Genomic DNA, 21658 nt, shown 5'->3' with positions numbered 1-21658 from the left:
GCCTCTTGCACGCCATTGCCACGAGAACAGCACCAGCATGTTCGGGCAGGAGAGGTTGAATGCCTACAATTTCAATGTTTTATGGCATCATCATTCGGATGTACTATGCTCCGAAAGAGCACCCGCCGCCGCATTTCCATGTCTACTAAGGCGAACACAAGGGAACGATCAATATCCGTACATGTGAGATTATTCAAGGAGATCTGCCAAGGAAGCAAACCAAGCTTGTCCTGGCATGGGCCGAGCTTCATCAGGACGAATTGATGGCAGACTGGCGACTGGTCATGAACGGCGAAGAACCCTTCAAGATCCAGCCATTACAGTGAGGGAGAAATCATGTACCCATCTGTGAAAAAGGTTACACCGATTGACGACTATCGCCTCTCGATCCATTTTGACAACGGAGAGAATGGCGTCCTGGATATGAAAACCTACCTGGATTTTGGAGTGTTTCAGAAGCTAAAGGATCGCAAGGTATTTGATCGCGTTCGGGTATCATTTGACACCATCGAATGGGAATCAGGAATCGATCTTGACCCAGAGGTTGTCTATGCCAAAAGCCAGCGTACTGACGTGCAACATGGAGAGACAAGCGAAGAACAGGGCACACACAGCTAAGCACGCCACCAGGCCAGACAGCTGGGCTGTCCATGTGCAGATAAAGAACACTCGCTCGGGAATACCTTCCTAATCTTCCGAGTCCCGAGCCACTCAGCGACCCACTTCAAACTATCCTGGAGGGCCGCGCTCGGGCACGCCAGCACTCCCCCGCGCCCTTATTGGCTCCCCTCGAACATGCGATGCCGGGCGTTGTCGATATGGGCGCGCATGGCGGCTTCGGCGCGCTCGCCATCCTTGTCGCTGATCGCCTCGACGATCGCCAGGTGCTCATCCTGGACCAGCTTCAAGCGCTCCTGAGAGGCCATCAATGACAGCCCCCGGGTCAGGTTCATGCCTTCCTTGATGCTCTCGTTGAGCGACTTCAGCACGGTAATGTAGTAGTGGTTGCTGGCCGCCTCGGTGATCGCCAGGTGGAAGCGATAGTCCTCGTCGGTGGCCAGGTCGTGGCGGGCGTTGGCCTCATCGATGATGTCGTAGCAGCGACGGATCTGGTCGAGCTGGTCCTGGGTGCGTCGCAACGCCGCCAGGTGCGCCGCCCGCGCCTCGACATTGGTACGAAACTCGAAGCAGCGCTGGATATCGGCGATGCTCGAGATCGGCGCGAACTTGAGCACCGCACTGTCGGGCTGACGGATCACGAAACTGCCGGAGCCCCGCCGGGACACCACCAGCTCGTCTTCCTTGAGGCGCGCCAGGGCATCACGCAGCACCGGCCGGGACACTTCGTAGCGCTGGCACAGTTGCGCTTCGGTCGGCAGCTTCTTGTTGACCGGATACTGGCCCTCGATGATCGCTTCCAGAATCTTCTCGTAGACCGCCGAAGCCAGTGAAAATTTTTCGTCTTGTGCCATCTTGCCTTGCTCCGGTTCTCTGTTCCCTGGAAGCCGCCTGGCTTGCACCATCAGGCGCCACCTCCCTTTTACCACTGCAAAAGGCGCCCCGCATTGGGCCTTTAGGCCACACAGGGCGCCTCTACCTGCCCTATCCGGGCGGATCACCACCGCCCGCGGATCAGGATGCCTCGGTGGAGACTCCGCCGCCCTTGCCGGCCTTGCGGCCCTTCCACACGCCGTTGGCGATGATCAGGGTCCAGGTCAGGATCGCCAGCCCCGCCAGCACCATGGCGATGGGCCGGTCGACGAAGGCCATCAGGTCACCGTCTGACTTGAGGATCGAGCGCATGAAGTTGCTCTCGATGATCGGGCCGAGAATAAAGGCCAGAATCAGCGGGCCCAGCGGGAAATCGTTCTCCATCAGGAATACGCCGACCAGCCCCAGGCCGAGCATCACCCAGACATCGAACATGCTGTTATTGGCGGAGAAGGCCCCCACGATACAAAACATCAGGATCAATGGGTAGAGAACGCCAGTGGGCACGGCCAGCAGCCTGCCGGCGCCCTTGATCGCCATCAGCCCCAGCGGCAGCAGCAACAGGTTGGCCAGCACGAACACCATGAAGATGGCGTTGACCAGAGCCCCCTGCTCGGTGAAGACGTCGGGGCCCGGGGTGATGCCCTTGGTGGTCAGCACGCCGATGATGATGGCGGTGACGGTATCCCCCGGAATGCCAAACACCAGGGCCGGGATATAGGCGCCGGACAGGGCCGCGTTGTTGGCGGCGCTGGCCGAGACCAGCCCTTCCGGATGGCCGGTGCCGTACTTCTGCGGCTCCCGCGACAGCTTGCGACTGATGGCGTAGCTGATCCAGGAGGCGATGTCGGCGCCGGCGCCCGGCAGTGCACCGATCATGGTGCCGAGCAGCCCGCCACGGGCGACGCCGCCCTTGTAGCGCCAGGTGGTACGGGCCACGCCGTCGAGCAGCTTGCCCTTGGGCGTTTCCACCCTGGAGGCGCGCTGCCCGGCGTTGGGCAGACTGCGCAGCAGTTCGGTGATGGCGAACAGGCCAATCAGCACCGGCAGCAACGAGATACCCGCGAGCAGGTCATAGCTGCCCATGGTGAAGCGCATCTGGCCGGACACACTGTCCATGCCGATCATCGCCAGCGACAGTCCGATCATCATCGAGATGGCGCCCTTGAGCGGATCACCGCCGGCGACCAGAATCGCACAGGACAACCCCAGCAGCGCCAGCCAGAAGTACTCGTCGCTGGTGAACTGCAGCGCAAATTCGGCGATCCGCGGGGCAAACAGCGCCAGCACCGCGACCCCGATGATGCCACCGAGCATCGAGCAGGTGACGTTGATACCAAGCGCCAGACCAAGCTTGCCCTTCTTGCCCATCAGGTAGGCTTCGTCGGCGTAGACCGCCGACGCGGGCGTCCCCGGCATGCGCAGCAAGGCACCGGGAATGTCACCGGCGACAATCGCCATGGCGGTGGCGGAGACGATGGCGGCGATGGCCGGCAGCGGCTCCATGAAAAAGGTCACCGGCACCAGCAAGGCGGTTGCCATGGTGGCGGTGAGACCAGGGATGGCCCCCATGAAGAGCCCGAACAACGAGGCGGCGACAATCACCAAAAGCACCTCGCCGTCGAGCACCATGGCAGCGGCTTGCATCAATTCATTCATCAGTAGAGCACCCGTTCAAGCAGTCCTGCCTCCAGCGGCACGTGCAGAAGCTGTGCGAACAGCATCCAGATCACGGTTGTGGCAATCACCGCGATCAACAGTGCACGCCCCCAACCACGACGGTGATAGGCGCGAAACAACAGCGTCAGAAGCACCACCGCAACGATCGGAAAACCCAGCAGCGGCGTGAGCACCACGTAGGCGATGACACTGGCGACCACCGCCGCCAGCGCCAGCACAAACGCTCGGCCGGACACCTTGGAGGTCCAGCGCGCCCAGGGCTGGCGTTGGCGCAGGCCCTTGAGCACCAATAGCCCTCCCATCAACAGCAGCAGGGCCCCCACCACCTTGGGGAAGGTGCCGGCGCCATAGACCTGGCGCGGCAGCGGACTCAAGTCCGCGGAAGCGACGATGAGGGCGGCCCCGAGGGCCGCCGCCATGGTTCCCGATACCGCGTCACTGGTACGCATGATGACGATCTCCCGGGCGTTACCGCACCTTTGTCAGTGCGCCGCCGATGCGGCGCTCAATCGGGTGTATTGCAGACTGTGCCAGTCGACCGCTCGCTGAGCTTTCTGTCACCGAGCGGTCTGTCACTGGGCTCTTGGTTACTGAGCCTTCAGCTACTGGGCTCTCGGTTACTGGGCCAGGCCAAGCTTGTCGATGATGGAGGCGTTGTTGGCATCCTGTTCGGCCATGAATGCCTCGAAACCTTCCGGGCCTTCCCACACGGTGCCGAAGCCACGACCGTCCATGAACGACTGGAAGTCCTCGGAGTTCCACACCGTCTCGGCGGCGCTCAAAAGGCGCTCGGAGACCTCTTCAGGCAGACCCTCGGGGCCGACCAGGCCACGCCAGGAACCGTGAGACCAGTCATCACCGGTCACCTCGCCGGCCGCCGGGATATCCGGGAAGGCTTCTTCGCGTTCACTGGACAGCACCGCCAGAGTGCGGACGCGGTCGGATTCGCGCATGGACTCGGTCTCCGGCAGCGACGAGAAGACGATGTCGACACCGCCCGCTGCCAGCTCCTGCAGGCCCGGCGCGGCGCCTTCGCTGGGTACCAGATTGACGGTATTCGGATCGATGCCTTGCTGGTCGAGGAAGCCGGCAAACGACAGGTGGTAGGCAGCACCTGGCGCAGAACCCGATACGGTGTACTCGTTGGGTGACTCGGCCAGGTCGGACAGGGCGTCGTCCAGGTTCTGCCAGGGCGACTCGGCGTTGACAGTGAAGGCCGCATAATCGAGGTTGAGCAGCGCGATCGGGGTAAAGTCCTCGTAGGACAGGTCGGCGGTGCCGATATGGCGATAGGTCGCGATCTCGGCGGTGCCCAGGCCCAGGGTATAGCCATCGGGACGCGCCATCTTCATCGCCATGTGGCCGACCACACCGGAGCCACCGGTGCGGTTGACCACGTTGACCGGCTGCCCCAGCTCTTCCTGCAGGCCGGCGGCAAACTGACGACCGACGGCATCGGTGCCGCCACCGGCGGACCAGGGCACGATCAGGGTGATCGGCTTGGAGGGATAGTCGTCACCGACGGCAACCGTGGAGGTGGCCACCAGCAGGGACGCGCAAAGCAGGCGTGGGAGCGTTCGCATGAGTTATCTCTCTTGTCGTCGAGCGTCTGAGGATCCGGTCAAGGTCGTGGCGACCCGCCACCGGAAAGAACGCTTGCAAGAGTGCCGCCACGGCGCCAACTAGACAAGTTATTACAACTTATACTTTATGCTAACGGGCCCCGTAGACGAGCCTTCACCGCCACCTGCCGAGAGGAAAAATCGATCGCCGACACCCCACTAAAACCTTTTGTTTACAATGTCTTAACAAAACTCTCAATCGTAAGTACCGCGCTTTCCAAAGTTATCTTTGACAGCAGATCTCTGCCCACAAGACCAAAGTACCATGCTCACTTGTTAGTATTTGTTTGAAGTCCATCAGGCGCTAGGCTAAGGTTTATCCCACAATCCCAGGCTGGTCGCGCTGCGCCCTCCTTTCTCCTATCAACATCCATGATGCGGCCTGTTGCAGGCCCGATTCGTTCAGGAGCACTTCATGTTCGCCGATCTCAACGACAAGACCGTCCTTATCACTGGCTCCACCAAGGGCATCGGTCGTGCCGCCGCGGTGGCCTTCGCCCGCCAGGGTGCCATCGTCGGCATCAACAGCAGCCAGAAGGACAGCGCCGCCGAGGAGCTGATCGCCCAGCTGGAGTCCGAGGGTGCGCGCTTCGCCTACTATGAGCGCGACCTGACCAAGAGCGGCGAGTGCGAGACCCTGGTCAACGAATTTGTCGATCAGTTCGGCAGCCTTGACGTGCTGGTGAACAACGCCGGCGGCCTCGGCGTGCGCAAGGGCCTCGAGTCCCTCGAGGACGACGACTTCAACCTGGTGATGGACCTGAACCTGCGCTCGGTGATCATGACCACCCGCTTCGCCATGCCGCACCTGAAGGCCTCCGCCGAGAAGCGCGGCGAGACCGCCAGCGTCATCAGCACCGGTTCCATCGCCGGTCGCGAAGGCGGTGGCCTCGGCGCCTCCCTGTACGGCGGCTCCAAGGCCATGCTGCACAACCTGCATCGCAACTGGGTGAAGGAATTCACCAAGGACAACGTGCGCTTCAACATCGTCGCACCGGGCACCATCGACACCGCCTTCCACGCCGACAAGAGCGCTGAGGTGAAAGAGAAGATCGCCTCCACTATCGCCATGGGCCGCCTTGGCACCTCCGAGGAGGTTGCACCGTCCTTCCTGTTCCTGGCCTCCCACGCTGCCAGCGGCTACATCACCGGCCAGGTGATCGACGTCAACGGCGGCCAGATGTGCCCCTGAGGCATATCGCAGCATCCCGGGCCACCGGCGTGACGGCGCTATCGACGTCTACCCCTTGAGCCCCGAGCGGCCGGACATGCTTCCGGCCGCTTCGCTATCCACTCCCCTACTCGGCGTTCGTGCGTACTGCGATCGCAGGTTTCGTGCGCGTCGACCCCGGTTTGGCAGCGGCCGCCCCTTGCCACCTTTCATCATCTTCACTGCGCAATAACAGGAGTCCCCATGACACTCGAAGGTCATCATCTGATCGGCTTTTCCTCGATGGCCGGTGCCACCGACGGACGTACCATCTCGGCGGTCAACCCCGCCTCCGGCGAGACCCTTGCCCCGGCCTACCCCCTGGCGGGCCAGGCCGAGGTGGAGCGCGCCTGCCAGCTGGCCGAGGACGCCTTCCTGGCCTACCGCCGCCTGCCGCTTGCAGACCGCGCTGCCTTTCTCGAGGCGGCAGCCGACAATATCGATGCTCTCGGCGACACCCTGACCGAGCGCGCCATGGCCGAGACCGGCCTGCCCAGGGCACGCCTTGAAGGCGAGCGTGGCCGCACCTGCGGACAGCTCAGACTGTTCGCCGAGGTCCTGCGCAGCGGCGACTATCTCGACGTACGCATCGAGGACGCCCTGCCCGAGCGCGCGCCCATGCCGCGTCCCTCTCTCGCCCAGCAGCAGGTGCCGCTGGGTCCGGTGGCGGTGTTTGGTGCCAGCAACTTCCCGCTGGCGTTCTCGGTGGCCGGCGGCGATACCGCCGCCGCGCTGGCCGCAGGCTGCCCGGTGATCGTCAAGGCCCACTCCGCCCACCCGGGCACCTCGGAGCTGGTCGGACGCGCCCTGCAACAGGCCGCCAAGAGCAGCAACATGCCCGAAGGCGTGTTCTCGCTGCTCTACGGCAGCGGCAGCGAGCTCGGCCAGGCCCTGGTCAAGGACCCGCGCATCCAGGCGGTGGGCTTCACTGGCTCGCGCAACGGCGGCACCGCCCTGCTGCGCACCGCCCAGGCGCGCCCCCAGCCGATCCCGGTCTACGCCGAGATGAGCAGCATCAATCCGGTGCTGCTGCTGCCGCAGCAGCTGGAAGCCAACGCCGAGGCCCTGGGCGACGCCTTCGTCGCGTCGCTGACCATGGGCGCCGGCCAGTTCTGCACCAACCCGGGGCTGATTCTGGCACTGTCCGGCGCCGCGCTTGAGCGCTTCGTCGAGCAGGCCGGTGCCGCGGTACGCGAAGCCGCCCCACAGCTGATGCTGACCCCCGGCATCCACGCCGCCTACGAGCAGGGAGTCGCCCAACTCGTCGACCAACCGGGCGTCAGCCTGGTCGCCAAGGGCAAGGCCACCGGCCATCTTGCCTGCCCCTGCCAGCCGCACCTGCTGCGCACCAGCGCCAGTGACTTCATCGGCAACGCCGCTCTGCATGACGAGGTCTTTGGAGCCTGCGCGCTGATCGTCGAGTGCGACTCGGTGGCACAGATGCAGCAGGTGCTGACCGCGCTGGAAGGCCAGTTGACCGCCACGGTCCACCTCGAGGAAGCCGACTACGCGCTGGCCGACCAGTTGCTGCCGCTGCTTGAGCGTCGCGCCGGTCGCATCCTGTTCAACGGCTGGCCCACCGGCGTCGAGGTGTGCCACTCCATGGTCCATGGCGGCCCCTGGCCCTCGACCTCCGACTCGCGCACCACCTCGGTGGGCAGCGCCGCGATCCAGCGCTTCCTGCGCCCGGTGTGCTACCAGGCGATGCCCGAGGCCCTGGCCCCGGACAGCCTCAAGGCCGACAACCCTCTGGGGCTGACCCGCCAGGTGAACGGCAAGCGCTAACCCAGCGTTCTTTCTTTTTCTCCTTCTCTCTTTCTCTACAACAGGCGACGCCAGCCCACCGGCGTCCCTGGCGCACCATCAACGAGGCCCTCGCCACCGGCGAGGGCCTTTTTTTGATGACGTCGATCTGCGCTATGTAAGCGCTAGCCACCTCTTGTGTGCCCACAGTGGGAGATCCCACTTCGGGCACATCTGAGCATCCCGAATATCTGGCTAGCCTTAAGGTCCCACAGGAAGCCCCCTACTCACTACCTAAAGGGTTATCCTGATTGATGGGGTCGATTTACGGAACGTGTAGTTAAATTGATGGTAACCAGGCTGATCGGTTTTCGTCAGGTAGAGCTATATTGCGATAGACAACACAGGTGCCAGAGGCCCTGACCCTTGCGAGAGGGCCAGGGCGATACAGTCCACTTCAACGATTACATCATGCGTTTAAGCTCACCGTAGTTGCCGTCGATTCGCAGTTCCACGGTCACGTCGTTGTCGTTTCGGTTGCGAAAGAACCAGCCATGATTACCAGTGAAGGCTGCCTCCAGCTCACCCTCGTCCTCAGGCACACCGCGTCCCTTCTCATAGCTGATGGAGTTGCCATTTCCGTCACCGTGAGTATCGAAATTGATCGGTCCTCCGCTGGACGACCAGGCGAACGTCGCGACGGCTCCCTCCTCCATGGTCAACTTGTACTCGGTGCCCTCCCCTGGCGTCAGGGTGAAGCTCACCACATCGCGCCAGGAGGCCGTTTCCTCGGTCGACTTCGACGGTTGTTCTTGGGTCGACGAGGCGTTGGCCAGCTCTTGGCTTGGCTCTGGCTGAGTCGCCTTCTGGGATGGTGCAACATTAGTCACTTGGCCGGCCTCGCCGTCCGAGATCGGTGACTGTAGATCAGCAGCCACGGCAGCGGACTGATTGCCCTCGGCGTTCTGTGCCACAGTGGATTGCGCCTCCTTTGCTGTGGCGTCCAGTGTCGTCGCCCGATCGAGCTCGGCCTCCTCGGCCAACTGCCTTTTGATTTCCCCCATCTCGGTTAGCCCCAACAGGCGTCCCACGCCGGTAGGATCGATGGCGTATTCCGCCGGCAGTACCACAGTGATCAACAGAGCACTGGCGACAACTGCAGCCAGCACAGTGGAGCGAAGTAATTTACCCGTAGAAGGCAACTCGGCACGGGTGGGAAGGTCGGTATTGTACATCTCGGGACTCCTGTATCAGGCGGTGAATAGGCCGGTGAGCTGATAGCCGATCAACATGAAACCCGCGCACATCATGGCGACGTTGGCGGTATAGGCGTGGCGCAGGAAGCCGGCGGTACGCCGCCAGAAACTCATGATGATGAGGATGGCACTCAAGGCCAGCAACTGGCCCAGTTCCACCCCGACGTTGAACGCCAACAGGTTGGGCAGCAGGCCATCGGGCGAGATTTCGTATTCAATTATCTTGGTCGACAGGCCGAAACCGTGGAAGAAACCAAAGATCAGCGTCGCCGCCCTGGTGTTGGGCTGAAAACCGAACCAGCGCTGGTAGGCGCCGAGATTGTCCAGCGCCTTGTAGACGACGGATAAGCCAATGATGGCATCGATGAGATAGCTGTTGATGCCAATATCGAAGTACACCCCCAGCAGCATGGTCGTCGAGTGACCAATGGCGAAGAGGCTGACGTAAATGGCGATGTGCTGCATCCGGTAGAGGAAAAAGATCACCCCCAGCAGAAACAGGATATGGTCGTACCCGGTCACCATGTGCTTGGCGCCGAGATAGACGAATGAGATCAAGTGAACGCCATAGATCTCCTGTATATATCCCTTGTCGCCTTCGGCAACAGCGTGAGCAAGGGCGTCACCGCTAGCTCCCAGGAGCATTATCAGCAACGTTAGAAAGGCCAGGGCGTGCCGGCGGGCCATATCTGGCAGGCCAAACGCACTCCCCATTCGAGATGGAAACATGAAACCTCCACGGGCAAGTCTTGAGAGTCAGCCGTCCAATGGACGGCACCGATCATTCAGCAATGACCCAGTCGTGGAGGGCGCTCCAGGCGATAAACGCGGCGCAGCGGGACACCGTTCCGATCGCCGATTCGCAGGGCGTCATTGAAGCCTGGTGCCAGGCTCAAGCCTGTCGCGAGACGATCCGCCGTTTCGTGAAAGTGGCTACCACTATCATGATGAAGGTGGTGACCGTCCCCTTGGCCCCTGTCGTCCAGTTGGACTTGGTCATGGTCATGGTCATGACCGTCCCCATGATGCCCCAGCTCAGTCTCCTGCACTTCCTCCGAGCTCAGCGGCCCATGGGCACGCGCCTCGCCGACACTGTTCAGCACCAGGCCGGGCAGGAACAGCAGCAGCAGGATCAGGTAGCCGAGGCGATGGCGCAGCCGGTGGAGCATGGAAAACCAACCAGATTGAAAGGGGAGTCCGAAGACACGTGCAGCACCCTTGTTGAATCGGGCATTGGCACGACGCCGGAGAGAGCTTAACATCCCCCCCCAGAGGATAGGAATAGACCAAAGGAACAGAAGATGACAGAGCACACCCACCGTACCCACCCGGACATCATCAAACGCCTGAACCGCGCCCGGGGCCACCTGCAGAGCGTGTCCCTGATGCTCGAGGAGGGACGCCCATGCCTGGACATCGCCCAGCAGCTGCACGCCGTGGAGAAGGCCATTCAGCAAGCCAAGCGCGTGTTGATCCACGATCACATTGAACACTGCCTGGACGATGCGATTGGCCCCTTGGATCCCGCTAAGCAGCAGCATGTCGATGATTTCAAGGCCATCGCCCGCTACCTGTGAGCGAGCACCGAACTACTTCACAACATCAATCACACTGTAACGGCTCGACCGTGACATGCACCGACGAGTGACAGTTGGCCTGAATGCGCTGCTTGTAGGCAGTTGGCGCTTCCGGTTGATGAGACACAATCGACACAATCGCTGCTTGGATGTTGGGGCCAATGGCCCAAATATGCAGGTCGCTGACACGTGCATCGTGGTTCTCCACTGCCCCTTTGACGGCGTCCTCCAGGTTACGGTGCTGTTGGTCCAATAGCACGGTAGCCGTGTCTTTGAGCAGGTGCCATGACCAGCGCGTCACCAACACGGCGCCGATGATACCCATTACCGGATCCATCCAGTACCATCCCGCATACTTACCGGCCAAGAGGGCAACAATCGCCAGCACCGAGGTCAGCGCATCGGCCAGGACGTGGAGGTACGCTGCTCGGCGGTTATGGTCGTGCTGGTGATGGCTATATCCGTGATGGTGATCGTGGCCATGTTCATGCTCATCACCCCCCAGTATCCAGGCTGAAACCCCGTTGATCACCAAGCCAATCACGGCGACGAAAATCGCGCCATCGAAGGAAATCTCGACGGGGCTAGCAAAGCGTTCGACACTCTCCACCACCATATAAAGGGCAAAAACAGCTAGAAGAATCGCGCCAGCAAAGCCTCCCAGCGCGTTGACCTTGCCAGTGCCAAAGGAAAAGCGCGCGTCGCTTGCATGCTTGCGTGCATAGGCATAAGCGAAAACTGCAATGCCAAGCGCGACTGCATGGGAGCCCATGTGCAACCCATCTGCCAGCAGTGCTATCGAGCCGTAGACCACGCCCGCCAATATTTCCCAGATCATCATCGCCAGGGTCAGGCCGACCACGATGAGTGTTCGCGTCTCTCCCGTTCGCTTTTTGTCCTGGCCGAAGCGGTGCTCATGTTGCCAGTGATCAAGTCGATGGTGATGCATTATCAGCGTTCCTGGCTCAAGAAGTGGTTATTTGCGCGGCTGACCGGTCCAGCTCTGCATTTTGACCTATCCCCCCCGGGGGGATAGTATGAAATGCTAACGGAGATCGCCTCCAGCAACAACGTTCGTGCCCGTAGGCGCTTTGTTGTGCAGCAAATCGCTGAAGCAACACTATCGAATCGTCTCATCATGAGAGCCCTATGCTTGCCCCCCTTGAACACCGAACCTATCGCCACCTGTTCCTGGCCCAAGTCATCGCGCTGATCGGCACGGGTCTGACTACGATCGCCCTGGTGTTGCTGGCGCATGACCTGGCCGCCGGGGAGGCGGGAGTCGTTCTGGGCACGGCTTTGGCGATCAAGATGATGGCCTACGTGGGCATCGCCCCGCTGGTAGGAGCCTATGCGGCGCGTCTGCCCCGGCGCTGGCTGCTGGTCGGCCTGGACCTCCTGCGTGGAGCCGTGGTCTGCACGCTGCCCTTCGTCACAGAGGTGTGGCAAATCTATGTTCTGATTTTTCTGCTCAACGCATGCTCGGCGGGTTTCACTCCGGTCTTCCAGGCAACGATCCCCGACATCCTCGAAGACGAGGGGCAGTACACGCGGGCCTTGTCCCTGTCGCGTCTCGCCTATGACCTGGAGAACCTGCTGAGTCCCTTGGCCGCGACAGCGCTACTGTTGCTGATGAGCTTCGATGCGCTGTTCCTGCTCAACGGCCTGGCCTTTCTTGTCTCGGCTGGCTTGGTCGGCTCGGTGGCCCTGCCCTCTCCCCAGGCTGCCAATGATGAAGCGCCAGGAATCTGGCGCCGGGTGTCCCACGGCATGCAAATCTACTTGAAAACGCCCCGGCTAAGAGGACTGTTGGCCATAAGTATGGTTACTTCAGCCGCCGGAGCTATGCAGATCGTCAATACCGTGGTCTATATCCGTTCTGCCCTGGGCCTGGGTGAGCAAGCGGTCGCCATGGCCTTCGCGGCGGCAGGGAGCGGGTCGATGCTGGTGGCCCTGCTTCTTCCGAAGGTACTGGAGCGCTTGCGCGAGCGCCCGGTCTTGCTTGCGGGCGGCAGCTTGATGACAGTGAGCCTGTTCCTTGGCCTGCTTGCCCCTGGGTTTGTCGGCCTGATGGGGCTTTGGTTTCTGATGGGTATCGGCGCCTCGCTGGTCATGACGCCCACCGGCCGCCTCATCAAGCAGTCGTGTCACGTAGAGGACCGGCCGGCGCTATTCTCCGCGCAGTTCTCGCTGTCGCACGGCTGCTGGCTGGTGACCTATCCGTTGGCCGGTTGGGTCGGGGCCAAGGTGGGCCTGCTCGAGACCTTTGCTCTACTGGGGACTATTGCTCTGTTGTCGACGCTACTCGCGGCCCGTGTCTGGCCGTCACGAGAGCCGATCGTGCTTGAGCATGAGCATGCTCCTTTGACGCACGCCCACCTGCACTACCATGACGACCACCACCAGCATGAGCACGAGGGTTGGGAGGGACCGGAACCGCACCGCCATCCGCACCAACATGAAAGAGGACGGCACCAGCACGCCTTCATGATCGATGGACACCACACCAGATGGCCATCGTGAAATGCCAAAAAAAGCGCCTGCCCCCGGGCAATATGCCGTCGGACAGGCGCTGAAGTTTCCTGCTCTGGAATCTGTACGGGCCTCAGGTCGTGTTCTGGCTACCCTTCAACTGCACCGGCTTGCGGATCGCCAGGAAGTACACGAACACCCCGGTCAGCACGATGAAGAACAGACTGTCGGGCTGGGTCACGAAGACCGTCAGGTCACCGTTGGACAGGGTCAGGGAACGGCGCAGGTACTCCTCGAGGCCCGGGCCGAGGATAAAGCCGAGCAGCAGCGTTACCACCGGATAGCCGTGCTTTCTCAGATAGAAGGCCAGCACCCCCATGACCAGCGTCATCATCATCTGGAAGGTCGAGTAGGTCGCCACGTAGCTGCCCACCACCGCCAGCATGGCGATCGAGCCAAACAGCACATCACGGCGAATGCGCACGATGCGGATAAAGTAAGGCCCGAGCAGGTACATGGTCAGCGGAATCAGGATCAGCGCGCTGAAAATCAGTGCCGCCAGCATGGGCGCGATCAGCCCAGCCTGGGATTCCATCAGCTGCGGCCCCGGCTGGATGCCGTTGATGACCAGCACACCGAGCACGATGGCGGTGATCGGGTCGCCCGGGATACCAAAGGTCAACATGGGCACCAAGGCGCCGCCGCAGACCGCGTTGTTGGCGCTTTCCGCCGCCGCGATCCCCTGGGGATTGCCCTTGCCGAAGCTGTCCGGCTCGCGCGAGGTACGCACCGCTTCCACGTAGGCCAGAAAGCCACCCATGGAGCCCCCGGCCCCGGGCAGCGTGCCTACCAGATAGCCGATGGTGGAAGACTTCAGATAGCAGGCCGCGCCGATACGACGGATCGCCGAGCGCGACGGGATAAAGTCGCGGCGACGAATCTTCGCCACTCCCTTGAGCTTATCGCGAATGGCCTGGGCCTTGTCGTTCTCGGCAAGCTGGGTCAACAGCTCACTGATGGCGAAGGTACCGATGATCACCGGCATCAGGTCGATTCCCGCCGCCAGGTCACCCATGCCGAAGCTGAATCGGGCCACCGGCACCATGGCGTCTAGCCCCACGGTGGCGAGCATCAGCCCCAGACAGGCGGCGATAGCCGCACGGCGGACATTGCCCCGCTGGGCGATGACGATGACGATCAGCGCAAACAGGATCAGCGCACACTTGCCGGTGGTCTGCACCAGCAGCGACAGGTCGGCGATCAAGGGCGCCAGCAGCACCAGCAGTACCGCCCCGAACACGCCGCCGATCATCGAGGCGAAGGAGGCATGGCCCAGCGCCAGAGGCCCTTCGCCGCGCTGCTGCATCGGATAGCCTTCCAGCGCCGTCATCATCGACGAGGGAGCACCGGGAATATTGATGGTGGTGGCGGTGATGCTGCCACCGCACATGCCGGCCATATAGATGCTGGCACAGGCCATCAGCGCCGTGGTCACGTCCAGGCTGTAGGTCAGCGGCAGCAATAGCGCCAGCGCCAGGGTCGCGGTCAGGCCGGGAATCGCCGAGAACACGGTGCCGATCAGAAAGCCGGCCACCACATAGAACAGCACCGTGGGATTGAGCAGCAAGCCGAAGCTCGCCAGCACCTGGGTCAGGAAGTCCATGGGTCACCCCCGGCGTGTCGCCCGGCAGCGAGCGCCGAGCGGGTTGCATCAGTCATCATGGCTCACCCCCAGAGTGTCGGTAGACGGACGTTGAAGACCTGGTTGAACAGCACGAAGCCCACCGCGGTAATGGCCAGCGCGATCAGGGCCTTGCTCAACCACTTGTCGAGCCCCGAGAACAACAGCATCACGCCCAGTACATAGACCAGGGTGGACAGCACATAGCCGAGTGACTGAAACACCAGGACATAGACCAGCGTCGCCAGCATCAGGGTCAGCTCTGGCGAAAGACGATGGCCCCTCGGCCTATCGCCTTCATCGGCCGCGTTGTCCCGATCCAGAGCAGCGGCGCTGCGCACCGAGGACCACCACTGCAGCACGCACAGCACGGTGGCCAGCACACCGATCAGCAACGGAAAGAAGGATGGCGTCAGCTTGCCGGCCTCCAGCGGAGGCCCCATCGCCAGGCCACCGATCAGGTAGCCCAGGGCCAGCAGCGCCAGCACGCCGTGGAAACGGATCGCGCCAGCACTGAAGCCAGGGCCAAGGCCAAGCGCACGCGCCAGCAGAGATGAAGATGAACGAGACATGCGAAACCTCTCTCGGCCCCCAATGACGGGAGACCGACAACACAGTGTTCGTTGGAAGGGAAGTGAAGCGGGCCGGCAGAGGCAGGTGCTCTACCCGCCCGCTCCAGATGGAGGCAGGAAGCGGAAGGTCGCTGCGTGAAGCTCAGACATGTTTCACCGGACCTTGCACCCCGGACTTACAGGTCCAGCTCATCCATGGCGGCGAAGGTCCGCTCCTGGTAGCTGCCGATCCACTCGTTGACTTCCTCGCTGCCGAGCCAGCCCGGCGTGACACCGATACTGGTGACCCACTCTTGGAACTCGTCGCTCTGGTAAGCCTCGTGGTAGGTCGACTCCAGGGTCTCGATGGCGTCTTCCGGGGTATTGGCCGGCGCCGCCAGCACGATGAAGCTGCCGGTCTCGAGATCCACGTCGAATTCGGAGATCGGCGGCACCTCGGGATAGGCCGGGTTCTGCGAACCGGACAGCTCGACCACGCCAAGCGCATCACCCGAGGACAGGATCCCGGAGAAGTCCCCCAGGCTCGAGATGGCGGCGTCGATCTCGCCGGACAGCAGCGCCTCGGCCTCGGCGGTGGACGACCCCGGATAGGAGATCACGTTGAAGGTTACCCCGGTGGCCGCCTCCAGGCGACGTACCGCCAGGTAGGGACCAGAGCCCTGGGGCGCCACACCGATGCGCACCGTGCCGGGATTTTCCCTGGCCGCCTCGATCAGCTCCTCGTAGGAGGTGAAGCCCGACTGCTTGGATACCACGATGGCGTCGGCTTCCTGGGTCACGCGGGCAAACGGCTCGAGCTTGTCCAGCGAGTAGCCGGGCACCATGTTGCCCCGCGGCAGGGTGACGACGCTGTCGTAGGTCAGCACACCGATGGTGTGGCCGTCGGGACGCGCCTTGGCCAACTGCATCAGGCCGGTGGCGGTCACCGCCCCGCCGATGTTCTCGACGTAGATCGAGGTCGGCAGCGACTGCTCGGCCAGATTGCTGATCTTGCGCGAGATGGCATCCGCGCCGCCGCCGGCGGGCCAGGGCACGATCATGCGGATGTCACGCTGGGGGAAGTCAGCCTGGGCCGTGGGCACGGCGACGACCGCGGCCAGCGCCACACCGGCCAGGGTAGCGCCGGTCGCGCCCTTGATCAGGCGCTTGCGCAGGGTCGTGCTGAGGGTGGCGTTGAGGGGAGTGAGAGCAAACATGGCGACTCCTGGAATTATTTTGTGATTGTGTGGGGATAGATGAGGCGGCGCTTGTCTGGCCGCGCGACTCCTGCTTCAGCCGCGAGACTTCTGCTCGCGCAGGTAGGCCTGGTATTCCTCCTGGGCCTGTTCGTTCGGCGGATAAAGACCGATGACCGCCGCGCCGTTGTTGACCTTGTCCAGCACGTAGGCTTCGAAGGCCTCCATGCCACTGGCTTCTTCGGCGATCTCGTCGGCCAGCTCGAGCGGCACCACCATGACGCCGTCGCCGTCGCCGACCAGCACGTCGCCGGGATAGACCGGCACGCCGCCACAGCCGATGGGCTGCTGGATATCCACCGCGTGGTGCTTGGTCAGGTTGGTCGGGGCGCTGGGCTTGGTGCAGAACACCGGCATCGACATGCTCTCGGCGTACTCCGAGTCACGCACACCGGCGTCTGACACAAAGCCCGCGCATTCGCGCACCTGCAGGCGGGTCAACAGGATGCTGCCGGCACTCGCGGCGCTGGCATCCTGACGGCAGTCGGACACCAGTACGCGGCCAGGCGGCACACTCTCCACCGCCAGACGCTGGGGGTGCTCCGGATCACGGAAGGCGGCCACCACGTCCAGGTCTTCGCGGGCCGGGATATAGCGCAGGGTGTAGGCCTGCCCCACCATCTTGACCTGGCTCTTGTTCATGCGACCGACGTTCTGGATATAGGTGTTCTTCAGACCCCGCTTGTGCAGCAGGGTGTGCAGCGACGCCGTCGAAGCCCGCATCAGTCGCTCGCGGGTCAGGTTGGACAGCTCTGCGTGGGGGTAATCGTTGATGATGCTCATGGGCTCCGCCTATCGCTGGCAAACTGGGTTGTTCGTTGACGGAGTCACTATAGGAAGCGTCGGAAGGCTTTTCAAACAACTTTTTACAACTTGGCTTTCATCTTGACCTGAACACGGCACTCGAGACCACTTCGAGAACCCGGAACATAACACTTAATCCTTTATTTTCAATTATTTGAAAAACCACTTTCACTCAGGATCGATCAATATGCCCGCCCCTTAGACATAGGTCTAATAAGAAAGAATTTGTCCTAACAAAGCGCAAGACATGCTCAAGACAGAACGTTGTCATCCGGTCATCACGCCCCTCCCAGGCCTTCCCCCCAGCCCTGCATGCCCACTAGGCTGGTAGCCCCTTTGCCATACATGCCCGTTCGATCACTCAGGAGATTCTCGATGGCTGTACTGACGACCTTTGCACTCGACGGCAAGACCGCCCTGGTGACAGGCGCGAGACGCGGCATCGGCGCGGCCATGGCGCTGGGCCTGGCCGAAGCCGGTGCCGACATCATCGCCGTCAGCACCAGCATGGCCGCCGACGGCGGCGAGCTGGGCGAGCGAGTCCGCGCCCTGGGGCGAGACTGCACAGGGATCGCCTGCGACCTGTCGGACCGCAGCGCGCTGATGGCGATGGTCGAGCAGCTTGCCGACCGGCGTATCGATATCCTGGTCAACAACGCCGGCACCATCGAACGCGCCCCCGCCACCGAGCACACCGATGCGCTGTGGGACAGGGTCATCGACGTCAATCTGAGCGCCCCCTTCGTGCTGACCCGGGAGATCGGCAGGCAGATGGTCGCGCGAGGCAGCGGCAAGGTGATCTTCACCGCCTCGCTGCTGTCGTTTCAGGGCGGCATCACCGTGCCCGGCTACGCCGCCAGCAAGGGCGGCATCGCCCAGTTGACCAAGGCCTTCGCCAACGAATGGGCCGCCCACGGGGTCAACGTCAACGCCGTCGCTCCGGGTTACATCGCCACCGACAACACCCAGGCACTGCGCGACGATCCCGAGCGTTCCCGCGACATCCTCGCGCGCATTCCCGCCGGTCGCTGGGGGGACGCCGCTGACTTCAAGGGACCGGTAGTGTTTCTGGCCTCCAGCGCCTCGGACTATATGCACGGCAGCGTGATGACCGTGGACGGCGGCTGGATGGGGCGATAGGCAGACGAGGACGCACCATCGGGCCCCCTCAAGCAAACGCCCCCGACGATGTCCGTCGGGGGCGTTGGTGGTCAGGGGCGCAACGTGTCCCCTTGCCTGCTCGATGCTAGGGCTTGTCTGAAAAGTGCCTGCGCTCGGTAATACGGCGTTAAAAATCGGATCAAAATGCTCATTTACACCCCGTAAACTGCGCTTTCTCACCGATTTTTGCCTTGTCTAACCTTCGCTCGTCGACTTTTCGGACAGCGCCTAGCGATAGATCAAGGTCGGCAGCCACAGCGAGATGGAGGGCACGAAGGTGACCAGCATCAACACGATCAACAGCGGGATCAGGAACGGCAGGGTCGCCGAGGCGCAGCGCTCGAAGGGCACCTTGGACACCTGCGAGAGCACGTAGAGCACCAGTCCCACCGGTGGCGTCAGCAGGCCAATCATCAGGTTCAGCACCATGACGATACCGAACTGCACCGGGTCGACGCCGAGGTTGACCGCGATCGGCAGCAGGATCGGCACCAGGATGGTGATCGCCGCGATGGTTTCCATGAAGCAGCCCACCACGAACAGGATCAACGTCATCAACAGCAGGATGATGGTGGGGTTGGAGGTAACCGCCAGCATCCAGTTGGCGAAGTTCTCGGCCACATGGTGACTGGTCAGCAGCCAGGAGAAGATCGACGAGGCGGCGATGATCATCATGATGATCCCGGTGGTCTCGATGGTCTCCATGGTGACCGCCAGCAGTCTCTTGAAGGTCAGGGTGCGATAGACCACCGCCCCCAGCAGCATGGCGTAGATCACCGCGGCGATGGCGGCCTCGGTCGCGGTGAAGATGCCAAGCACGATGCCGCCGACGATGATCACCGGGGTCAGCAGTGACAGAAAGGCACGACGGAAGGTCAAGGCGATCCAGCCCAGGGCGAAGCCGACGTCACGCGGATACTGATAGCGCACCGCGTACCAGGCCACCATCAGCATCAGCGAAAGCGCCATCAACAGTCCCGGCACCAGGCCGGCGGCGAACAGCTGACCGATCGAGGCCGAGGCCATCACGCCGTAGATGACCAGCGGCAGGCTAGGCGGAATGATCGGCCCGATGGTGGACGAGGCAGCGGTGATCCCCACCGAAAAGCCGGGATCATAGCCCGCCCGGCGCATCGCCTTGATCTCGATCGCGCCGAGCCCGCCGGCGTCGGCCACCGCAGCACCGGACATGCCGGCAAAGATGACCGAGGCGCCGACGTTGACGTGGCCGAGCCCCCCGGGCATCCAGCCCACCAGGGCCCTGGCGAAGTCGAAGATGCGACTGGTGATGCCGGCGGAGTTCATCAGTGCACCGGCCAGGACAAAGAAGGGAATCGACAGCAGCGGAAAGCTGTCCATGCCACCGACCATACGGTGCAGCACGATAAAGTCGGGGACGCCGCCATCGACCAGGATCGCCGCCAGCGACGAGGCGCCAAGCGCCACCATCACCGGGAAGCCCATCACCAGCATCAGCAGCAGGCCGCCGAACAGGACCAGTAGCGTCATGATGCCTCCTCGCCGGTGGTGTCAGCTCGCTGCGCCGCCAGCCACTGTTTCGGACCGCTCGCCCGCACCAACTGCCAGGCCTGACGCAGCGCCATGATGGCGATGCTCAACAGCACCACGCTGTAGAGTGTGTCCATGCCGACCGCCATCGAGGTCATCTTCTGGGCGCTCATCAGCGGCAGGATCTTCCAGGTGACCCACCCCAGCAGCACGAAATAGACGAGCTGACCCAGGTCGACCAGCCAGATCATCACCGCCGAGGCACGCAGGGGAAGGTAGCGATACAGCAGTTCGAGGCGGATGTGGCTGCGCTTGCGCACCCCCACGGTCGCCGCCAGAAAGCCGACGCAAATCAGTAGATAGCGGGCGACTTCCTCGGTCCAGCCCAGCGGCGAGCCAAGCACGTAGCGGCTGAAGAACTGGGCGAACACCACCGCTGCCATGGTCCAGAAGACCACCAGGGTGAGCGCGTCCTCAAGCCCGATGTCGCGCCAGGCGAAGGTCGGGCCGTCGTCGTCAAAGTCGATATCCGGGCCTTGCGGCCCCTCACGGGCATCCTCCCGGGATGCCCGTGCGGAGCCCAGGGCCTCGCTGTCAGTGTGGTTCATAATGTTGTTCCCGAGGCGTTACAGCGCCTGCAAGCGATCGAATTGTTCCTGGGTCCAGGTCGCCTCGTCACCGTTGAGCACCGGCAACGTCTTCTCGCGGAAGGCCTCACGCTCGACTTCCAGCACCTCCACGCCCTGCTCCTTGAACCAGTCGATGGAAGCCAGCTCCTGCTCGCGCACATCGTCGGAGACCTTCCTGGCCACCTCGCCGAGCACCTCGCGGAAGATCTGCTGGTCCTCCTCGGACAGGCCGTTGAAGAAGGGACCGCCGGCAACGATCAGGTTGGAGCCGGTCACGTGGCCGGTCAGGTTGATGTAGTCCTGGACCTCGTAGAACTTCTTGGCGCGGATGGTCGGCAAGGGGTTCTCCTGGGCGTCCACCACCCCCTGCTGCAGGGCCAGATAGACCTCGGAGAAGGCCACCGGTGTCGGCTGGGCGCCGACCGCACGGGGGAACAGGCTGTAGATGGGCGCATTGGGCACCCGAATCTTGAGGCCTTCCATGTCGGCGGGCTCGACGATCGGCGTATTGGAGGTCACGTGGCGCTGGCCGTAGTAGCAGTCACCCAGGATCACGTTGCCGCCGGAGGCATCACGGTAGCCGTCGGCGAATTCTGCGAACAGCTCGCTGTCGGCGTAGGCCTTCCAGTGCTCGTAGTCACGGAACACGAAGGGGGCGTCGGACAGCGCCAGCGGCCCGTAGGTCTGGGCGGCGAAGCTCTGGCCGGTGTAAATGATGTCGACGGTGCCGAGCACCAGCCCCTGGTTGATCTCGACCTCCTTGCCCAGGGTCGAGGCGGGGAAGACCTCCACTTCGTAGCGACCGTCGGTGCGCTCGGCGATCTGCTCGGCGCCCCACTCGGCCCAGTGATGGTAGGCTTCGGAGGGTTCGTACACATGGGCCCACTGGACAGTGTCGGCAGCCTGGGCAGCACTGGCGGCGGCGGCGAGACCTGCGCTCAGGGTCAGCGGCAGAAGAGTCAGGCGTGTCATCGGATGCTCCTTTTTCATTGTTGCTATTGGTTGCTGTCGGTTGC

General features: G+C 62.7%; 21 protein-coding genes and 1 pseudogene. 8 read left to right on the top strand and 14 right to left on the bottom strand.

The window, feature by feature from the left end; genetic code table 11:
- Positions 1 to 59: 59 nt before the first annotated feature.
- Both NFG58_RS06695 and NFG58_RS06690 read left to right on the top strand, forming a co-directional pair.
- Positions 60 to 326 (top strand): annotated as a pseudogene (locus tag NFG58_RS06695) (DUF4160 domain-containing protein).
- Positions 327 to 336: 10 nt separating this feature from the next.
- Positions 337 to 618 carry a DUF2442 domain-containing protein gene (locus tag NFG58_RS06690; protein ID WP_348827825.1) on the top strand — a complete coding sequence of 94 codons (282 nt, stop codon included), beginning with the start codon at positions 337 to 339 and terminating at the stop codon, positions 616 to 618.
- 158 nt (positions 619 to 776) lie between these two features.
- Here the strand turns inward: NFG58_RS06690 and NFG58_RS06685 are convergent, their stop codons facing one another.
- The 4 genes from NFG58_RS06685 to NFG58_RS06670 form a co-directional block, all read right to left on the bottom strand.
- A complete protein-coding gene (locus NFG58_RS06685; RefSeq protein WP_108131721.1) occupies positions 777 to 1472 on the bottom strand; it encodes a FadR/GntR family transcriptional regulator in 696 nt (231 codons plus the stop codon).
- A 160-nt stretch (positions 1473 to 1632) separates the two neighbouring features.
- Entirely contained in the window at positions 1633 to 3150 is a 1518-nt protein-coding gene (locus NFG58_RS06680; RefSeq protein ID WP_348827824.1) for a tripartite tricarboxylate transporter permease, read from the bottom strand.
- The gene (locus NFG58_RS06675) at positions 3150 to 3620 is read right to left on the bottom strand and encodes a tripartite tricarboxylate transporter TctB family protein (protein ID WP_348827823.1); all 471 of its coding nucleotides are present in this window, start codon (positions 3618 to 3620) and stop codon (positions 3150 to 3152) included. Before NFG58_RS06675 ends, NFG58_RS06680 begins: the two co-directional genes overlap by 1 nt.
- Before the next feature lie 168 nt (positions 3621 to 3788).
- Positions 3789 to 4754, bottom strand: a complete 966-nt coding sequence (locus tag NFG58_RS06670; RefSeq protein ID WP_348827822.1) for a tripartite tricarboxylate transporter substrate binding protein — start codon at positions 4752 to 4754, stop codon at positions 3789 to 3791.
- 454 nt (positions 4755 to 5208) lie between these two features.
- Between NFG58_RS06670 and NFG58_RS06665 the strand changes: the two genes are divergently transcribed.
- Both NFG58_RS06665 and NFG58_RS06660 read left to right on the top strand, forming a co-directional pair.
- Positions 5209 to 5985, top strand: a complete 777-nt coding sequence (locus NFG58_RS06665; protein WP_045994118.1) for an SDR family NAD(P)-dependent oxidoreductase — start codon at positions 5209 to 5211, stop codon at positions 5983 to 5985.
- Positions 5986 to 6207: 222 nt separating this feature from the next.
- Positions 6208 to 7788, top strand: a complete 1581-nt coding sequence (locus tag NFG58_RS06660) for an aldehyde dehydrogenase (NADP(+)) (protein WP_348827821.1) — start codon at positions 6208 to 6210, stop codon at positions 7786 to 7788.
- A gap of 422 nt (positions 7789 to 8210) precedes the next feature.
- On the opposite strand, the gene NFG58_RS06655 is transcribed toward NFG58_RS06660, so the two are convergent.
- Together NFG58_RS06655 and NFG58_RS06650 are read right to left on the bottom strand one after the other, a co-directional pair.
- Entirely contained in the window at positions 8211 to 8981 is a 771-nt protein-coding gene (locus NFG58_RS06655; protein ID WP_348827820.1) for a hypothetical protein, read from the bottom strand.
- Positions 8982 to 8996: 15 nt separating this feature from the next.
- On the bottom strand, positions 8997 to 9731 hold the full coding sequence (locus NFG58_RS06650) for a HupE/UreJ family protein (RefSeq protein WP_348827819.1): 735 nt from the start codon (positions 9729 to 9731) through the stop codon (positions 8997 to 8999).
- Positions 9732 to 9769: 38 nt separating this feature from the next.
- Here NFG58_RS06650 and NFG58_RS06645 point away from each other — a divergent pair, with 38 nt between their 5' ends.
- Positions 9770 to 10261, top strand: a complete 492-nt coding sequence (locus NFG58_RS06645) for a hypothetical protein (RefSeq protein WP_348827818.1) — start codon at positions 9770 to 9772, stop codon at positions 10259 to 10261.
- Positions 10262 to 10303: 42 nt separating this feature from the next.
- The gene (locus tag NFG58_RS06640; protein WP_222515344.1) at positions 10304 to 10579 is read left to right on the top strand and encodes a metal-sensing transcriptional repressor; all 276 of its coding nucleotides are present in this window, start codon (positions 10304 to 10306) and stop codon (positions 10577 to 10579) included.
- 25 nt (positions 10580 to 10604) lie between these two features.
- On the opposite strand, the gene dmeF is transcribed toward NFG58_RS06640, so the two are convergent.
- Positions 10605 to 11528, bottom strand: a complete 924-nt coding sequence (dmeF, locus tag NFG58_RS06635) for a CDF family Co(II)/Ni(II) efflux transporter DmeF (RefSeq protein ID WP_348827817.1) — start codon at positions 11526 to 11528, stop codon at positions 10605 to 10607.
- A 200-nt stretch (positions 11529 to 11728) separates the two neighbouring features.
- Here dmeF and NFG58_RS06630 point away from each other — a divergent pair, with 200 nt between their 5' ends.
- A complete protein-coding gene (locus NFG58_RS06630; RefSeq protein WP_348827816.1) occupies positions 11729 to 13102 on the top strand; it encodes an MFS transporter in 1374 nt (457 codons plus the stop codon).
- Positions 13103 to 13184: 82 nt separating this feature from the next.
- Here NFG58_RS06630 and NFG58_RS06625 read toward each other — a convergent pair whose 3' ends face one another.
- From NFG58_RS06625 to NFG58_RS06610, 4 genes are all read right to left on the bottom strand, one after another.
- Positions 13185 to 14714, bottom strand: coding sequence for a tripartite tricarboxylate transporter permease (locus tag NFG58_RS06625; RefSeq protein ID WP_108449895.1), 1530 nt, complete (start codon positions 14712 to 14714; stop codon positions 13185 to 13187).
- Between the two features lie 62 nt (positions 14715 to 14776).
- Positions 14777 to 15304 carry a tripartite tricarboxylate transporter TctB family protein gene (locus NFG58_RS06620; protein WP_348815712.1) on the bottom strand — a complete coding sequence of 176 codons (528 nt, stop codon included), beginning with the start codon at positions 15302 to 15304 and terminating at the stop codon, positions 14777 to 14779.
- A gap of 176 nt (positions 15305 to 15480) precedes the next feature.
- Positions 15481 to 16500 carry a tripartite tricarboxylate transporter substrate binding protein gene (locus NFG58_RS06615; protein ID WP_108449893.1) on the bottom strand — a complete coding sequence of 340 codons (1020 nt, stop codon included), beginning with the start codon at positions 16498 to 16500 and terminating at the stop codon, positions 15481 to 15483.
- A 75-nt stretch (positions 16501 to 16575) separates the two neighbouring features.
- Positions 16576 to 17322 carry a ribonuclease activity regulator RraA gene (locus NFG58_RS06610; RefSeq protein WP_045994114.1) on the bottom strand — a complete coding sequence of 249 codons (747 nt, stop codon included), beginning with the start codon at positions 17320 to 17322 and terminating at the stop codon, positions 16576 to 16578.
- Positions 17323 to 17718: 396 nt separating this feature from the next.
- Here NFG58_RS06610 and NFG58_RS06605 point away from each other — a divergent pair, with 396 nt between their 5' ends.
- Positions 17719 to 18483, top strand: coding sequence for an SDR family NAD(P)-dependent oxidoreductase (locus tag NFG58_RS06605; protein WP_348827815.1), 765 nt, complete (start codon positions 17719 to 17721; stop codon positions 18481 to 18483).
- Between the two features lie 249 nt (positions 18484 to 18732).
- On the opposite strand, the gene NFG58_RS06600 is transcribed toward NFG58_RS06605, so the two are convergent.
- From NFG58_RS06600 to NFG58_RS06590, 3 genes are read right to left on the bottom strand one after another with little or no spacing between them, the layout of a single operon-like run.
- On the bottom strand, positions 18733 to 20013 hold the full coding sequence (locus NFG58_RS06600; RefSeq protein ID WP_348827814.1) for a TRAP transporter large permease: 1281 nt from the start codon (positions 20011 to 20013) through the stop codon (positions 18733 to 18735).
- Positions 20010 to 20621, bottom strand: a complete 612-nt coding sequence (locus tag NFG58_RS06595) for a TRAP transporter small permease (RefSeq protein ID WP_348827813.1) — start codon at positions 20619 to 20621, stop codon at positions 20010 to 20012. The genes NFG58_RS06600 and NFG58_RS06595 overlap by 4 nt, the downstream gene beginning before the upstream one ends.
- Positions 20622 to 20639: 18 nt before the next feature.
- Complete coding sequence (locus tag NFG58_RS06590) at positions 20640 to 21614, bottom strand: sialic acid TRAP transporter substrate-binding protein SiaP (protein ID WP_348827812.1); 975 nt, start codon at positions 21612 to 21614, stop codon at positions 20640 to 20642.
- Positions 21615 to 21658 lie beyond the last annotated feature (44 nt).

The sequence above is a fragment of the Halomonas sp. RT37 genome, assembly GCF_040070525.1.
Classification (GTDB): domain Bacteria; phylum Pseudomonadota; class Gammaproteobacteria; order Pseudomonadales; family Halomonadaceae; genus Halomonas; species Halomonas litopenaei.
The sequence above is the reverse complement of the archived record's forward strand: the minus strand, read 5'-3'. Positions and strand labels throughout refer to the sequence as shown.

Excerpts from the sequence above, each read along its gene's own strand:
- NFG58_RS06690 (WP_348827825.1), top strand. The coding sequence starts at position 337 with ATGTACCCATCTGTGAAAAAGGTTACACCGATTGACGACTATCGCCTC.
- NFG58_RS06685 (WP_108131721.1), bottom strand. The coding sequence starts at position 1,472 with ATGGCACAAGACGAAAAATTTTCACTGGCTTCGGCGGTCTACGAGAAG.
- NFG58_RS06680 (WP_348827824.1), bottom strand. The coding sequence starts at position 3,150 with ATGAATGAATTGATGCAAGCCGCTGCCATGGTGCTCGACGGCGAGGTG.
- NFG58_RS06675 (WP_348827823.1), bottom strand. The coding sequence starts at position 3,620 with ATGCGTACCAGTGACGCGGTATCGGGAACCATGGCGGCGGCCCTCGGG.
- NFG58_RS06670 (WP_348827822.1), bottom strand. The coding sequence starts at position 4,754 with ATGCGAACGCTCCCACGCCTGCTTTGCGCGTCCCTGCTGGTGGCCACC.
- NFG58_RS06665 (WP_045994118.1), top strand. The coding sequence starts at position 5,209 with ATGTTCGCCGATCTCAACGACAAGACCGTCCTTATCACTGGCTCCACC.
- NFG58_RS06660 (WP_348827821.1), top strand. The coding sequence starts at position 6,208 with ATGACACTCGAAGGTCATCATCTGATCGGCTTTTCCTCGATGGCCGGT.
- NFG58_RS06655 (WP_348827820.1), bottom strand. The coding sequence starts at position 8,981 with ATGTACAATACCGACCTTCCCACCCGTGCCGAGTTGCCTTCTACGGGT.
- NFG58_RS06650 (WP_348827819.1), bottom strand. The coding sequence starts at position 9,731 with ATGTTTCCATCTCGAATGGGGAGTGCGTTTGGCCTGCCAGATATGGCC.
- NFG58_RS06645 (WP_348827818.1), top strand. The coding sequence starts at position 9,770 with ATGGACGGCACCGATCATTCAGCAATGACCCAGTCGTGGAGGGCGCTC.
- NFG58_RS06640 (WP_222515344.1), top strand. The coding sequence starts at position 10,304 with ATGACAGAGCACACCCACCGTACCCACCCGGACATCATCAAACGCCTG.
- dmeF (WP_348827817.1), bottom strand. The coding sequence starts at position 11,528 with ATGCATCACCATCGACTTGATCACTGGCAACATGAGCACCGCTTCGGC.
- NFG58_RS06630 (WP_348827816.1), top strand. The coding sequence starts at position 11,729 with ATGCTTGCCCCCCTTGAACACCGAACCTATCGCCACCTGTTCCTGGCC.
- NFG58_RS06625 (WP_108449895.1), bottom strand. The coding sequence starts at position 14,714 with ATGGACTTCCTGACCCAGGTGCTGGCGAGCTTCGGCTTGCTGCTCAAT.
- NFG58_RS06620 (WP_348815712.1), bottom strand. The coding sequence starts at position 15,304 with ATGTCTCGTTCATCTTCATCTCTGCTGGCGCGTGCGCTTGGCCTTGGC.
- NFG58_RS06615 (WP_108449893.1), bottom strand. The coding sequence starts at position 16,500 with ATGTTTGCTCTCACTCCCCTCAACGCCACCCTCAGCACGACCCTGCGC.
- NFG58_RS06610 (WP_045994114.1), bottom strand. The coding sequence starts at position 17,322 with ATGAGCATCATCAACGATTACCCCCACGCAGAGCTGTCCAACCTGACC.
- NFG58_RS06605 (WP_348827815.1), top strand. The coding sequence starts at position 17,719 with ATGGCTGTACTGACGACCTTTGCACTCGACGGCAAGACCGCCCTGGTG.
- NFG58_RS06600 (WP_348827814.1), bottom strand. The coding sequence starts at position 20,013 with ATGACGCTACTGGTCCTGTTCGGCGGCCTGCTGCTGATGCTGGTGATG.
- NFG58_RS06595 (WP_348827813.1), bottom strand. The coding sequence starts at position 20,621 with ATGAACCACACTGACAGCGAGGCCCTGGGCTCCGCACGGGCATCCCGG.
- NFG58_RS06590 (WP_348827812.1), bottom strand. The coding sequence starts at position 21,614 with ATGACACGCCTGACTCTTCTGCCGCTGACCCTGAGCGCAGGTCTCGCC.